The organism is Erythrobacter sp. GH1-10, assembly GCF_045363165.1.
Classification (GTDB): Bacteria; Pseudomonadota; Alphaproteobacteria; order Sphingomonadales; family Sphingomonadaceae; genus Erythrobacter.
The window spans coordinates 1-13564 of record NZ_JBJFLP010000001.1; the positions used below are offsets into that span (position 1 = coordinate 1).

15 protein-coding genes are annotated in these 13564 nt (G+C 61.5%); 3 read left to right on the forward strand and 12 right to left on the reverse strand.

Going from position 1 to position 13564, the window contains the following annotated elements:
- The 3 genes from ACI5KX_RS00005 to ACI5KX_RS00015 all read right to left on the reverse strand — a co-directional run.
- Positions 1-228 (reverse strand): type IV secretion system protein VirB3 (locus ACI5KX_RS00005; protein ID WP_406808630.1); only part of this gene is annotated, 228 nt, incomplete at its 3' end.
- A gap of 183 nt (positions 229-411) precedes the next feature.
- Positions 412-1254 carry a DUF5681 domain-containing protein gene (locus tag ACI5KX_RS00010; RefSeq protein ID WP_406808631.1) on the reverse strand — a complete coding sequence of 281 codons (843 nt, stop codon included), beginning with the start codon at positions 1252-1254 and terminating at the stop codon, positions 412-414.
- Positions 1251-2576: a site-specific DNA-methyltransferase gene (locus ACI5KX_RS00015; protein WP_406808632.1), complete on the reverse strand. Its 1326-nt coding sequence runs from the start codon at positions 2574-2576 to the stop codon at positions 1251-1253. The genes ACI5KX_RS00010 and ACI5KX_RS00015 overlap by 4 nt, the downstream gene beginning before the upstream one ends.
- A gap of 118 nt (positions 2577-2694) precedes the next feature.
- Between ACI5KX_RS00015 and ACI5KX_RS00020 the strand changes: the two genes are divergently transcribed.
- Positions 2695-3024, forward strand: a complete 330-nt coding sequence (locus tag ACI5KX_RS00020) for a helix-turn-helix domain-containing protein (RefSeq protein ID WP_406808633.1) — start codon at positions 2695-2697, stop codon at positions 3022-3024.
- A complete protein-coding gene (locus tag ACI5KX_RS00025; protein WP_406808634.1) occupies positions 3021-3842 on the forward strand; it encodes an ImmA/IrrE family metallo-endopeptidase in 822 nt (273 codons plus the stop codon). The genes ACI5KX_RS00020 and ACI5KX_RS00025 overlap by 4 nt, the downstream gene beginning before the upstream one ends.
- Before the next feature lie 488 nt (positions 3843-4330).
- Here the strand turns inward: ACI5KX_RS00025 and ACI5KX_RS00030 are convergent, their stop codons facing one another.
- Positions 4331-5200 (reverse strand): alpha/beta fold hydrolase, encoded by an 870-nt coding sequence (locus ACI5KX_RS00030; protein WP_406808635.1) that lies wholly within the window; start codon positions 5198-5200, stop codon positions 4331-4333.
- A gap of 77 nt (positions 5201-5277) precedes the next feature.
- Here ACI5KX_RS00030 and ACI5KX_RS00035 point away from each other — a divergent pair, with 77 nt between their 5' ends.
- Complete coding sequence (locus tag ACI5KX_RS00035) at positions 5278-5880, forward strand: TetR/AcrR family transcriptional regulator (RefSeq protein ID WP_406808636.1); 603 nt, start codon at positions 5278-5280, stop codon at positions 5878-5880.
- Between the two features lie 151 nt (positions 5881-6031).
- On the opposite strand, the gene hemN is transcribed toward ACI5KX_RS00035, so the two are convergent.
- The 8 genes from hemN to ccoO form a co-directional block, all read right to left on the reverse strand.
- Positions 6032-7342 (reverse strand): oxygen-independent coproporphyrinogen III oxidase, encoded by a 1311-nt coding sequence (gene hemN / locus ACI5KX_RS00040; RefSeq protein WP_406808637.1) that lies wholly within the window; start codon positions 7340-7342, stop codon positions 6032-6034.
- 76 nt (positions 7343-7418) lie between these two features.
- Positions 7419-7568 (reverse strand): cbb3-type cytochrome oxidase assembly protein CcoS, encoded by a 150-nt coding sequence (ccoS, locus tag ACI5KX_RS00045; protein WP_406808638.1) that lies wholly within the window; start codon positions 7566-7568, stop codon positions 7419-7421.
- Positions 7565-9688, reverse strand: a complete 2124-nt coding sequence (locus tag ACI5KX_RS00050) for a heavy metal translocating P-type ATPase (RefSeq protein WP_406808639.1) — start codon at positions 9686-9688, stop codon at positions 7565-7567. Before ACI5KX_RS00050 ends, ccoS begins: the two co-directional genes overlap by 4 nt.
- Entirely contained in the window at positions 9685-10146 is a 462-nt protein-coding gene (locus ACI5KX_RS00055) for a FixH family protein (protein WP_406808640.1), read from the reverse strand. The genes ACI5KX_RS00050 and ACI5KX_RS00055 overlap by 4 nt, the downstream gene beginning before the upstream one ends.
- Positions 10146-11696: a cytochrome c oxidase accessory protein CcoG gene (gene ccoG, locus ACI5KX_RS00060; RefSeq protein ID WP_406808641.1), complete on the reverse strand. Its 1551-nt coding sequence runs from the start codon at positions 11694-11696 to the stop codon at positions 10146-10148. The genes ACI5KX_RS00055 and ccoG overlap by 1 nt, the downstream gene beginning before the upstream one ends.
- Positions 11683-12630 carry a cytochrome-c oxidase, cbb3-type subunit III gene (gene ccoP / locus ACI5KX_RS00065; protein ID WP_406808642.1) on the reverse strand — a complete coding sequence of 316 codons (948 nt, stop codon included), beginning with the start codon at positions 12628-12630 and terminating at the stop codon, positions 11683-11685. Before ccoP ends, ccoG begins: the two co-directional genes overlap by 14 nt.
- Complete coding sequence (locus tag ACI5KX_RS00070) at positions 12623-12784, reverse strand: cbb3-type cytochrome oxidase subunit 3 (protein ID WP_406808643.1); 162 nt, start codon at positions 12782-12784, stop codon at positions 12623-12625. The genes ccoP and ACI5KX_RS00070 overlap by 8 nt, the downstream gene beginning before the upstream one ends.
- Complete coding sequence (gene ccoO / locus ACI5KX_RS00075) at positions 12781-13557, reverse strand: cytochrome-c oxidase, cbb3-type subunit II (protein ID WP_406808644.1); 777 nt, start codon at positions 13555-13557, stop codon at positions 12781-12783. Before ccoO ends, ACI5KX_RS00070 begins: the two co-directional genes overlap by 4 nt.
- Between the last annotated feature and the right edge of the window lie 7 nt (positions 13558-13564).

Below are 13564 nucleotides of genomic sequence, written 5' to 3' on the forward strand. Positions count from 1 at the left end.
CACGCGCGTGATCCAGAGATCGAAAATCCGCGGATCGCGCAGGCTCGCGAGCATACCAAGCCCGTGGATTCCGACCGCGACCAGAAGCACCCACCATGCCCTGAAGATTAGGAACAGCTCGACTGCGATGATCGCGTTGATCACGAAAAACGTATACGTCACCCCGGCAAACATCTGCGGGCGGGTCAGCGCTACAAACAGCGTGTCGCGACGGAGTTCTTCAGCCAAAGGATATCCTTCATTCGTTGGCCATTAGGCTAGCGATTCGCAACACACTGCAACACTTGAGGATTTCTGCACTTGGCCCTCTAGATTGCTAGATGTTCGCCTCGCCGTGCCGATTCAGAATCTAGCTACGCTCGCGATACCGACTTGTTGAAGGATCAGCTCGCGTTTCGCCTACGAGTGCAGTCAGTCTCCCACGTATTCATCACGCATGGCGCGGCTGTTGCGCAGGTCCTGAAGCGCCGATCCAGACTTCGAGGCGCCTTCGCGATAGGAGCGGTTATCAAGCTTCCTCTTGTATCGGTCGGGAACGATATCGTTGAGGATATCGAACATCCTCTGCTCCCAGTGCCAGTCCTCGAGCCACTGGGCCTTGCGCTTGTCGCACCTTGCGCGGCGGTACTTGTCGGCGAAGTAGTTTACTTCGTCCTGCGCCTCCGCACGGCGAGCGAGCGCTTCATCAAGACGTTGCTTCTGTTCCTTGGTCTGCGGCCCTTTGATCTTAACCTCGCCAGTCGAGGGGTTGAGGATGATGTCATCGGGATGCGGGAGCGGTTCGGGGGTGGGAAGGCCGTGCTTCTGGCAGCGTTCGAACTCTTCCGACCAGCGCTGCTTGTACTCGACCGCATTGCCGAACAGTTCGAACCTGGCGTCGGCATCACGTTGCTCCAGGTCTCTGACCAATTCAGCCATGGTCTTTTGCGCAAACCGATTTCCCTTCATCGCCGCGACCCCCATGGCCCGGAAGACCGCTTGGATCGCGGGTAGCTCGATGAGCTCGCCGTCTTCGCGCAGTGTAACCGGGCGATAGGCCTCGTGACGCAGGTATTCCTCGGCTGCGCGCATGCCATATCCGGTGTCCACCTTGGGCTTGTTAGTCGATCCCTTGGGCCGCCCTTTGGGATTACCAGACTGGCCCTTCTTGAACCGGTGCTCGACGGGCGGCTTACCGTAGCCGACCGTGTAGGGGACCACGTTGTTGTCTTCAGAAGTGGCGTTGCTTTCGTCTTTGCGCTTCACCTCACTCATTCTGCCGCCTCCAACCCGGCGCCCAGACGCTCGTCAGCCACGACTTCATAGGTTTCTCGGGTGGTCTCAAGGATCGCCTGCTTTCCGGTGTAGGCTTCCCACCGCCGGATTATCGTGTCGCAATAGAGTGGATCGTACTCGATCAATCTAGCCTTGCGCCCGGTCTTCTGGGCCGCGATCAGGGTGCTGCCCGAGCCGCCAAATCCGTCGAGCACAATTTCACCGCGGCGCGAACAGTCACGCAGCGCATCGGCAATAAGCGCGACCGGCTTGACCGTGGGATGCATGGATAGTTCATCGCTGCGCGAGCTGCTGATCGACGAGATGCCCGCATAGTCCCAGACATTGGTGCGATAGCGGCCCGTCTCGCCGAGACCGAAGCTGTTCGTATGGGCAGCTCTGCCCTTCTTGAACACAAAGATGAGCTCGTGTTTTGAGCGATAGAATGCTCCCATCCCGCCATTGGTCTTGTTCCAGACGATGAGGTTCTTGAGCTCGGTGAAGCTCTCCTCGCCGGCTTCAAGCAGCTCGCCCATGTGGCGCCAGTCCATGCAAACGTAGGCGATCGCGCCATCGCGCATGACCGATGCCATGTTGCCAAGCGTCGATTTGAGAAAGGCGGCGAACTGCTTGCGATCCATTTCGCCGCTAGCAAAAGCAAACTCGCGGTGCTTGACGGCTCCAAGCCCGCACACGTTCCCATCGATCGCGACATTGTAGGGCGGATCAGTGAACACGATGTCGGCGCTCTTGCCCGCCATCAATCTGGCAATATCGACCTGCACCTGCGTGTCGCCGCAAAGCAGGCGGTGGTTGCCGAGAACCCAGAGTTCTCCTCGCCGCGAGATGGGCTTCCCCTCGATCTGCGGCACATGGTCCTCGGCGCAATTCGGCCCATCCGGATCGGCTTCGCCGGCCTCGTCGAGCACGAGATCCACCTCCGCCAGGCTGAAACCAGTAAGTTCGGTATCGAACTCGAGATCGACCAAGGCCTGGAGTTCGATCGCGAGGATTTCCTTGTCCCATCCCGCATTGAGCGCGAGCTTGTTGTCGGCGATCACGTAGGCCCTGCGCTCGGTTTCGGAGAGGTGCGAGAGCGACAGCGTCGGCACCGACTTGATGCCGATCGACCTTGCCGCTTCTACCCTGCCATGGCCTGCGATGATTTCGCCCTCGTCCGACACGAGCACCGGATTGGTAAATCCGAACCGCTCGATGGAGCGAGCGATCTGGGCGATTTGCTTCTTCGAGTGTGTTCTCGAGTTGCGCGCGTAGGGGCGCAATTCCGCAATCTTTCGTTCCACAATCTGCTGTGCCGACATTCCAAAACCCCGTTGCTGCAACCGAATCACTGACCGATCTCGTATACATGGATTGAACGCTTGACTTTGTCAACCTCACGCCTATGTCGCTGTACAAACTGATTGAACGAGAGGGTTCATGTCGTTCGCCACAAAGCTTCACGAACTGCGCATCGCAAACCGGCTGTCGCTGCAGCAGGTCGCCGACAAGGTCGGCATCTCAAAGGCGCATGTCTGGAACCTTGAGAAAGGGCAGACCGACAACCCGTCGATGGAGCTGGTCCTGAAGCTTGCGGATCTTTTCCGGGTCCGCGTTGCCGACCTCGTTGGCGAGAATCCAGATGCCGAAGGCGAGGATCCGGAAATCATCGCGATGTTTCGCGACCTCAAGAAGCTCGAAGATGACGACCGCGAGATCATCAAGGGCCTCATGGATCAGCTTAAAAGCAGGCGCAGCGGCAAGCAGTGAAGATCGAACGGCTCGATCTCGACGGAGTGGGCGCGCCCCGAAAGCTTGCCGAGCGCATTCACGAGATTGAGACGCTGCCGCTGGCCGTACCAATCGAAGAGCTGTGCGAAGCGCTTGGCATTCTCTCAATTAAGGAAGTCGAGACCTCGGCCTTCGAAGCCGCGTTGATCACGGACGCTGTCAAATCCGCGGGTCACATCCTGGTCAATCGCAATAGCCCGAGGCATCGGCGCAGGTTCTCCATCGCGCATGAGCTTGGGCATTTTCTGATTGAGGCGCACCGTACTCGTGGCGATCACCCGATCGAATGTGCTCTGCAAGACTTGCATCTGCTGAACCCGCGCGATCGAGACAAACGCATACGCATAGAAGGCGAAGCCAATACCTTCGCAGCAGACCTGCTCATGCCGCCGAGGCGAATCCGGGAATACGTCGGCCATGTCGGCGTTTCGCTCGAAGTCCTTGTCGCAATGGCTCGCGAGTTTGAAGTGAGCAAGGAAGCCATGGCTCGCGCATTCGTTGCCTCGCATCGCGAACCCTGCGCAGTGATCGTATCGCGCAATGGCCGGGTCGAGCGTTTCTACAGACACGAAGACTTCCCATACCTGCCTGTCGCAAAAGGAAAGTCCTTGCCGTTCGACTGCTTAGCCACGGATGATCTGGCGGTGGGGACATTCACCGAGCCGGAGGAAATCGAGCCCGATATCTGGTTATCCGAGCACGATGCCGAGAGGGTTCTGGCGCTCACCGAACAAGCCCTCGGTCAGAGCAATGGCTTTGCAATGACGCTGCTACAGGCCGAGCTCGACGAAGGATGATGCCACTCGCTTCCTCGCTCCCTGTTATCGGCGATCTCGTTCCCTAATCAGTCACTGATACTTCCCTATTAAGCGCGGACGGATTCCCTGTTCCGCGTCTAGGGAATTTGCCTCAAGGAATGGCTGTTTTCTGCGAGCTTCGGGGTCTCAATCGACGACAAAATAGGCCAGCAAATTCGGAATTCGCTGTAGATTCCCTGTTTAGCAGGGAAAACAGGCAAGAGACTGGTGCGCTCGAGACTGCGTCGCGCACCAAACAGTCTCCGAGGCAAATGGAAAAAGCCTGATTGGCGCAGACCGCGCCAAAGAGCGCGCAGGTCTGCAGGGTTTCGGTGAGCTCTGCGCCCGCATTGGTGGTGGCGAACCGATAGACGCCCTTTCCGGTCTGTGGGACCAGCCCTGCGGCTTTTCTTATACAGTTCCGCAGGGAACGGGCGGCAGATTTCCGGCGGCCAGCAACTAAGAGACCAGCAGCGGTGTCCACACCGCTATGAGAGCCCGTCCCAGAAGGCTTTGAGGGGCGTGTTGAAATCGCCCGGACGCTCTTCGGGAAAGAAAAGCATCGCGCTTTCAAGTTCGATCACGGGCTCCGCATTCGGCAATGCATCATGCAGCCAATGCGCCCATTCAACCGGAAAGAAGGGGTCTTTGGCACCCCAGACAATCAAAGCAGGAGTTTGGAGCTTTCTGAGATCTTCCTCGATCACGACCAATTGAGAGTGATCCTGAAATCCCACATACCGATTGAAAGCGTCCTTGCGCGTCTGCGAAGACACTAGCGGGGCGATATTGGCGCGCAATAATTCCGGCGTCGCAAATGCGGGATCCTCGTAGACCAGCTTTCCGGTCGTTTCGGCGAATTGCTCCGGAGCCTCGAGGAAGGCGCCCATTTGATCAGCGAACACACCCGTTTTCGCCGCTTCGCGGATCTCGTTGAGCGTGGTTGGCGGCCAGTTATCGTGCACGTCGCAATTCGAGAAGGCCATCGATCGGACCCTGTCCGGAGCGGTGACAGCCATGATCTGTCCGATCGCGCCTCCACTATCGTTCATGACCAGGTCGAACCGGTCCACGCCGATCTGGTCAAGCACGGCCAGGATCATCTTCGCCTGCTCCCGGAAGCTTACATCGGCCTCCGGGAGGGCTTCCGTATATCCATGCGCCATCAGATCGATTGCAATACACCGGCGAGTGGATTTGAATTCCCTCAGCTGGCCGCGCCAGAAGTATGCGCTTTGGCCAACACCATGGAGAAACACTGCGGGAAAACCGTCACCGACATCGACAAATGCCGTGCGCCCGAACTTCGTATCGACGTAGCGCCGCGCTCCCGCGGAAAAATCGAGGTCTTCAGCCATCATAAAGCCCTTCCAATACATAACATAATTATGTTATTGTTGTTGGCATAATCGAATTATGACGGCAAGTGGCAATCATGGAGAATGCAACAGCCGCCCCAGATCGACGCTCCAGTCGCAGCGAGGCGACGCAGGCGCGAATCATCTCGGTGGCGAAGACCGCTTTCGCGAACGACGGGTATGCAGGGGCTTCCCTGGCGGAAATCGTCCGCCAGGCCGACGTTACGACCGGCGCGGTCTATCACCATTTCAAGGACAAGAAGGGCTTGTTTCGAGCGGTCGCCGAAGCACTCGAGCAGGAAATCATGGACCATGTGACGGAGCTGCCGCCCCGCGAAGATCCGTGGGAGACCTTCATACAAGGCATCGGTGCGACCCTCGAGATTTGCGCCAGGCCGGACATCAACCGCATCGTCTTCAAGGAAGCGCCGAGCGTGATCGGGCCCGCTGAATGGCGAGAAATCGAAGTGCAGTACGCTTTCGGGATGATGCAGGCGGCGATCTCCGGGTTAGCCGACGCCGGAGCCATGGATGCGCCGGACCCCGACCTCACGTCGCAAATCATCCTTGGGTCGATCATCGAAGCCGCGCACGCTGTGGCGTCCGCACCGGTAACCGAGATCGCTCTCGAAGACGCAAAATCCGCCGTTCTGAAAATGATCACTGCGCTCCGCACCTAGGCCAGACTACGGAACACTAGTGTGAAGCGCCCTGCCCGACCGACCGCATCGACATGGTCGAACCGGATGACGAAAGATCCATTCCGCTATTTGAAACGACCTCCAAAGTCATGGCATCTGCGCAAGATCGAGCTGGATGATTGGCATCACCTCAGATCGCCGAACTGAAGCTCCGCGCCGAGGCTTCCCGATAGGGATCGAACAGGGCGGCGATCGTGCGCGCGTAAGGAAGTCCTTCGGGCGTGATCCGCAGCGTAAGTTCGTCGAGCACCGCGAGGCCTCGCGCAAGGAAAGGCTGCAAACGGCTTTCAACCCGAGCGAACAGACATAGCGAAAGCTGCGCTTCGCCCTGACACAGCAGCCTCTCGATGAAGTGGCCGCGCATCCGGTCTTCGGAGGAGCGCTGGATCCCTTCGCTCGCCGACAGCCGCCCTTGCGAAGACAGCATCCGGTAGCGCCCGGTGTTTTTCTCGTTCTGCGCGATGAGGCCGGGAAATCCGCTGATCGCGGTTGCGCCCATGCCGATCAGCACGTCCGACCGGTCGTCGGTGAAGCCCTGGAAATTGCGCCGCAACCTGCCTTCGCGCGTCGCGATTGCAAGCGGATCGAATGCCCGCGCGAAATGGTCGAAGCCGACCGGCTCATAGCCGTTGCCGGTGAGGTAATCGAAGCCGAATTCCGCCATGCGGAAACGTTCTTCGCGTCCCGGCAAGGCACTCGCATCGATGACCCGCTGGCGCGGCACGATCTGCGGGACATGGGCATAGCCGAACAACGCCACCCGATCCGCACCGAGGAGCTGCGTGTATTCGAGCGAGTCCGCGAGATCCTCGAGCGACTGCTCGGGAAGGCCATACATCAGGTCGAAATTGAGCGAGGTGATGCCGGCCGATCGCAGCCAGTCGATGCTGCGGCAGATCAGGCCGTCATCCTGCACGCGGCCTATAGCTTCCTGGCAATGCGCGGCGAAAGTCTGCACGCCCATGCTGGCGCGGGTGACACCCGCTTCCGCAATCGCCTCGCCCCATGCGCTGGTCATGGTGCGCGGGTCGAGCTCGATCGACCATTCGGTGTCATCGAGCCAGAAATGGCGGTTGAGTGCATCGACCAGATCGATGAATTCCGATGGCAGGATCGCATTGGGGCTTCCGCCGCCAAAGGCGATCCTGCGCACCCTCGCGTCTTTGGGGAGGCGCGTGGAAATGATCTCGATTTCGGAGTGGAGCGCGGAAAGATAGCTCTCAACCCGCTGCCTGCGACCGGCTGCGCCGGTGTTGCAGCCACAATAGAAGCAAATCTTCTCGCAGAACGGAATGTGCAGGTAGAGCGAGATGTCCCCGCTCGTCTCCTCCAGCGCCCGCCCAAATGCATCGGCTGGAAGCTTGCCGAAATCGGCGGCGGTCGGATAGCTCGTGTAGCGCGGCACCGGCGTTTCGAGCAGGTCTGGATAATAGGGCCACATATGCAGCCTTAGACAGGGCCTCCGAGCTTGCGTCTTTGCGCGAGATCAAATGCGGCCATCGATGTCGGGCCGATTTCTAGCCCTCATCCTCATCGTCGATCAGGATGCGGTTGGCGGCACCGTCGAGGTCCTCGTACTGCCCGCTTTTCATCGCCCAGAAGAACGCGGCGAGTCCGGCCGCGCCCATGAGCAGGGCGATCGGAATGAGGAACGCCAGACCCGTCATTTGGCGGCGCCCGAAAGACGGAGCGAATTGGCGACCACCACCAGCGAACTGATCGACATCGCGATCGCTGCGATCAGTGGGGTGACATAGCCAAACAGCGCCAGCGGCACGGCGAGGATGTTGTACCCGATAGCGAAAGCGAAGTTTTGCCGAACGATGCGCATGGTCGCGCGGGCGACGCGGACCGCCAACGCGACCGACATCAGCCTTTCGCCTACGAACACGGCATCGGCGGCCTGCTGGCTGGCGTCGCTAGCGGTTCCGGGCGCAATCGACGCGTGCGCTGCGGCGAGCGCGGGGCCATCGTTCAGCCCGTCACCGACCATCAGTGGACGGCTGCCCGCAGCCTTGAGTGCTTCGAGCCTCGCCAGCTTGTCCTTCGGGCTCGCGACGGTCTGCGCTTCGATGTCGAGCCGCTCGGCCACCGCGCGCACAGGAGCTTCACGATCACCCGAAAGGATCGCGGGTTCGACGCCCATGCCCCGCAGGGCCGCGATCGTATCCGGCGCATCGGCACGCAACGGATCCCGGAAGTGGAGCGTGCGGAGGTCTTTTCCGATACGCAGTTGAGTGGCGAGGTCTCCGGTCTCGACCGAGGCGCGTTCAAGGGCAACGGGGGTTCCATTCCAGAACCCGGCAAGCCCTTTCCCGCTTTCTTCCGACACACCTTCGATGCGCGCCGGCTCGATCCGCTCCTGCCGCAGGGTCTTGGTGAGGCCCTGGCTCAGGGGATGGCGGCTGTGCTGTGCAAGGCCCAGTGCAACGGCGCGGGCTTCGGGATCGAGACCGGCAATATCCGGGCGCGGTTCGCCCAGGGTTAGCGTGCCGGTCTTGTCGAAAAGCACGGTATCGACTTCGGCAAGCCGCTCGAGCGCGCTACCGTCCTTCACCAGCAGGCCCCGTTTCAGCAGCGCGCCCGATGCGACGACCTGAGCCGCCGGAACCGCGAGCCCTATGGCGCAGGGGCAGGTAATGATCAGCACCGCAATCGCGATCACGAGCGACTGGTGCCAGCCCGCCCCCGCGATCATCCAGCCGGCGAACGCCAGCGCGGCAAGCGTGTGCACGGCGGGTGCATAGGCGCGCGAGGCGCGATCGGCGATGCGGACGTAGGCACTGCGCGATTGTCCCGCCTCGTCCATCAGCCGCGCGATATCGGCGAGAACGGTGTCGTCGGCGGTCCGGGTAAGCCTTACCCGGATCGGAGCCGAGAGGTTGACCGCGCCGGCATGGACTTCGCTGCCGATGCCGACGCGCTCGGGCGCGCTCTCGCCGGTCAGCATCGCATTGTCGATTGCGCTCGCCCCTTGCTCGATCTCGCCATCGGCAGCGAGCGCTTCACCCGCCGCAACCAGCACCAGCATTCCGGGTTCGAGTTCGGCGGCGGCAATTCGAGTGGTCGAGCCGTCGGGCCCGATCACACTCGCGCTCTTGCCCATCCGGCTGAGCAGCGCACCGATCCCGGCGCGTGTGCGATTGCGCATCACCGCATCGAGCGCGCGCCCCGCGAGTAGGAAGAACAGCAGCATGACCGCGCTTTCGAAATAGGCATGCCCGCCGCCGAATGCGGTTTCGTAAAGGCTGAGCGCGGTCGCGAGGATCACCCCGATCGAGATCGGGACGTCCATGTTCGTCCGACGGTATTTGAGCGCCATCCACGCCGAAGCGAAGAACGGCCTGCCCGAATAGGCGATCACCGGAACGGCGATCAGCGCGGAGAGCCAGTGAAACATTTCCCGCGTCGCGCCATCTGCTCCCGACCATATCCCGACCGACAGCAACATGATGTTCATCATGCCGAAGCCCGCAACCGCCAGCGCGCGGATCAGCAGCTTGCGGTCCTTGTCTTCGCTGCCGAGCGGGTTGTCGGCGACCGGCTGCGCTTCGAATCCGAGATGGAGCAGTGCATCCGCCAAGGCACCGACATCGAGCGATGGATCGTGCCGGATCGCCACCCGTTTGGCGGAGAAATTGACCCGCGCTGCAGCGATACCATCGACCTTTGGCAATTCTCGCTCGATCTTCGCAATACACCCGGCACAGCGCATTCCAGGCACGGTAAAGCGCGTGTCCGCGAGGTGCCCCTCCATGGCGGGTTCGAGGATGTGCGGCGCGTTCATCGCAACTCGCGTTCCCCGGCCCAGACATCGGAGCCCGCTTCGATCCGCAGCCGCATGGTCCATCGGCCGGCGTCTACCTTTTCGGACGAGCGATAACGCCCGTCGCCGAGCGAGGTAAATGTGAGGCTGGCGAATTCGTGCGCACCGAGCGGGCGGCGCAGTTCAGCCGTTGCCAGCGCGCCTGCGGGGATAGCGCTAGTTTCAAGGAGAACATGGCCATCGGCATCGCGGCTGGCCGCGACGTCCCAACCGAGTGCGCGCGATTTCTCCGCTTCGTCGAGCCAGGTGTTGAACTTCTGGCTCGCGACATAGGAATTTTCGACCACGACACCGTGGAATCCCCCCGTCGCGAGGCTGGCCATGAAGAGGTTCACTGCGGCGACTATGCCGAAGCCGACCACCAGCACGATCGCCATGTGCTTGCCGGTAAACTGCCCGCCGCTCGATTTACCTGTCATCATTCGCTCCCGGGGCTGCTGAATGTCGTTTCGGCCACATCCCGTTCACCCTGCCCGTCGAGCGAAGTGAGACTGAAAGCGAAACTGGCAGCGCGGGCGCCTTGCGGCACCGTGACGTAGGCGCGCACGATCCGCGTTTCGTTGGCAGGGACAGTCACGACTTGACGCTCGGCTGCGGCTTCGCTTCCGATGCGGTCGGTCCACATCAGCGCGCCTTCGGGCAGGCCGGTAAGCCCGATCTCCATGTCGCGCGGACGCGCTTCCATATTGCGCAGCCGCAGCGTGTAGGCGTTGCGCACCGCGCCGTCTTTCATCAGCATGTAGGGCGGATTGCGGTCGGGCGAAACGGTAAGGTCGGTGTGCGAACGGGTGCCGAGAGCGAACAGCATCGCCGCGCCTATCGCGCCCCAGATGCCGAAATAGATGAAGGTGCGCGGGCGCAGCAGCGCTTTCCATGCAGGGGTTGCGGGCTGACCCGCCGCCTCGGCCTCGCATTGTTCGAGTGTGGCATAATCGATCAGTCCGCGCGGACGCCCGATGTCCTTCATCACCTTGTCGCAGGCGTCGATGCACAGCGCACAGGTGATGCAGCCGATCTGCTGGCCCTCGCGGATGTCGATGCCGGTCGGGCAAACCGCGACGCATTGCAGGCAATCGACACAGTCGCCATACTTGTCGGGATTTTTCTGGGCCTTCTTGAGGCTGCCGCGCGGTTCGCCGCGCCAGTCCTTGTAGGTGACGATCAGCGATTTCTCATCGAGCATCGCCGCCTGGATGCGCGGCCACGGGCACATGTAGATGCACACCTGCTCGCGCATGAACCCGCCAAGCCAGAAGGTGGTGAAGGTGAGGATGCCGACCGTCGCATAGGCGACCGGCGAGGCTTCGAGCGCAATGAAATCGCGAAACAGCGTCGGCGCGTCGGCGAAATACAGGATCCATACGCCGCCGGTCAGCAGGCTGATGATGAGATAGACCGACCACTTGGACAGGCGCCGCGCGATCTTGGCCGGACCCCACGGCGCCTTGTCGAGCCGGATGCGCGCGTTGCGGTCGCCATCGATGAAGCGGTCGACGTGCTGGAACAGGTCGGTCCAGACGGTTTGCGGGCAGGAGTATCCGCACCATGCCCGGCCTACCGCGCTGGTGACGAGGAAAAGGCCGATCCCCGCCATGATCAGCATTCCGGCGACGAAATAGAATTCGTGCGGCCAGATCTCGATATCGAACATGTAGAAGCGGCGATTGGCGAGATCGACCAGCACCGCCTGATCGGGCGCGTAGGGCCCGCGATCCCAGCGGATCCACGGCGTGACATAGTAGATCGTCAGCGTGACGAACATGACGAACCATTTGAACCGTCGGAACGCCCCGTCGATGCGCTTGTTGTGCACCGCCTTGCGCTTCTCGTAGAGCTGGGGCGGGGGCGTTTGCGGATCGCGAAGTCGCGCCGCAGCGACCGGATCCGCCTTGGCCGAAGGCAGCGCACCGGCCCAATCGCGGGGCTTTACCTCGCCATCGTCGGCGCGGGGCGGATCAGGGGCGTTCATCGTCTCCGCCTTCCCCGGCCGCGGCGATATCGGGCGCCTCGGGGGCGACCTCTTCGACCGCTTCTTCCGGAAACTCGCCGCCGCCGCGCGAATGGACATAGGCGGCCAGCATCCTGATCGTCACCGGGTCGAGCTTGTCGCTCCAGCCCGGCATCACCCCATGGCGCGGATTGAGAATCTGGCCCCTGATGTCTTCGCGGCTTCCGCCGTAGAGCCAGATCGCATCGTTGAGCGCAGGAGCGCCTTGCTGCTGGTCGCCCTGACCACCGGGCTGGTGGCACGCGGCGCAGTTTTGCGCGTAGAGTTGCTCCCCGGTGGCGCTGCTATCCGCCTTTCCGCTTAGCGACAGCACGTGGCTCACAAGGGCATCGACCTGGCCCGGTTGGAACACACCGTCGAACGGCGGCATATAGGCGAGACGGGTCTGGTCCGAGCCCTCCCAGCGGATTCCGTGGGTGAGTGTGTATTCGATTTCCGCAAGCTCGCCGCCCCAGATCCAGTCGTCATCGTTGAGGTTGGGATAGCCATACCGTTCGTAGCCCGCCGCCCCCGCGCCGTGGCACTGGACGCAGTGCTGTTTGAAGGCGGCGGCACCGCCTGCAATCGCTTGCCCCATCAGTTCGGGATTGGCCGGCAATTTGGTGATGTCGGTCGCAGCGATCTGTTCGAAGGTGCTGCGCCGGGCCATTTCCACCTCGCTCAGCTTTTCAGCCAGCTGGCCCCGGCTCGACCAGCCTAGCACGCCTTCGGTTGCCTGCTGGAACAAGGGCCAGGCAGGGTAGAGTATGACGTAGACGAGGCTCCAGGCGATGGTCGCGTAGAAGGTCCACAGCCACCAGCGCGGCAAAGGAGTGTTGAGTTCCTCGATCCCGTCCCATTCGTGGCCGACGAATTCGGTACCGGTGGCTTCATCGATACGGGTCTTCTCAGACATGATCGTCTTCCTTGAAAATCGAGTTCTTGGCCCGGTCCGCGCCCTCGCGCGAACCCGGGAGGAAGTGCCAGCCGCACAGCAGCAGATAGAGGCCGAAAATCACCACCAGCCCGTAGCTGTCGGCGAAATGGCGGAAGATCTCGTAGAAGCTCATCGCCCTTTCTCCTCGGCGAGCTCGGCCTGCGCAGCGGCGCTTTCGACATCGACCAGCGTGCCGAGCATCTGGAGATAGGCGACCAGCGCATCCATCTCGGTCACGCGGTCGGGATCGCCATCGAAGTCCCGCACCTGCGCCTTGGGATAGCGTTCTTCGAGATCGCCCTCGTCGAGATCGGGATCGGCCTGCGCGAACAGATCGTTCTCCGCCATTTCGATGTCGATGTCCTTATAGGGTACGCCCACCCGGCGTAGCGCGACGAGGTTGGCCGAGATATCCGCAATCTCGATCGGCGTTTCGGCCAGGAAGGAATAGCTCGGCATGATGCTTTGCGGGACGACGCTCTGCGGGTCCTTGAGATGCTGGACATGCCATTCGTCCGAATAGCGTCCGCCCACCCGCGCGAGATCGGGTCCGGTCCGCTTCGAGCCCCACTGGAACGGGTGATCGTACATGCTTTCCGCCGCGAGGCTGTAATGCCCGTAGCGTTCGACCTCGTCGCGGAACGGCCGGATCATCTGGCTGTGGCAGACATAGCAGCCTTCGCGGATATAGATGTCGCGCCCGGCCTGCTCGAGCGGGGTGTAGGGCCGCATGCCCTCGACCTCCTCGATCGTGTTGTCGATCCAGAACAGCGGAGCGATCTCGACGATCCCTCCGATCGCGACGGTCACGAAGGTTGCGGCGGCAAGCAGGGTGACGTTCTTCTCAAGCTTCTTGTGGCCATCGAATACGCTCTGCGGCGGAGCTTCGGGTCGTTCTTCGGTCATTTCTCCG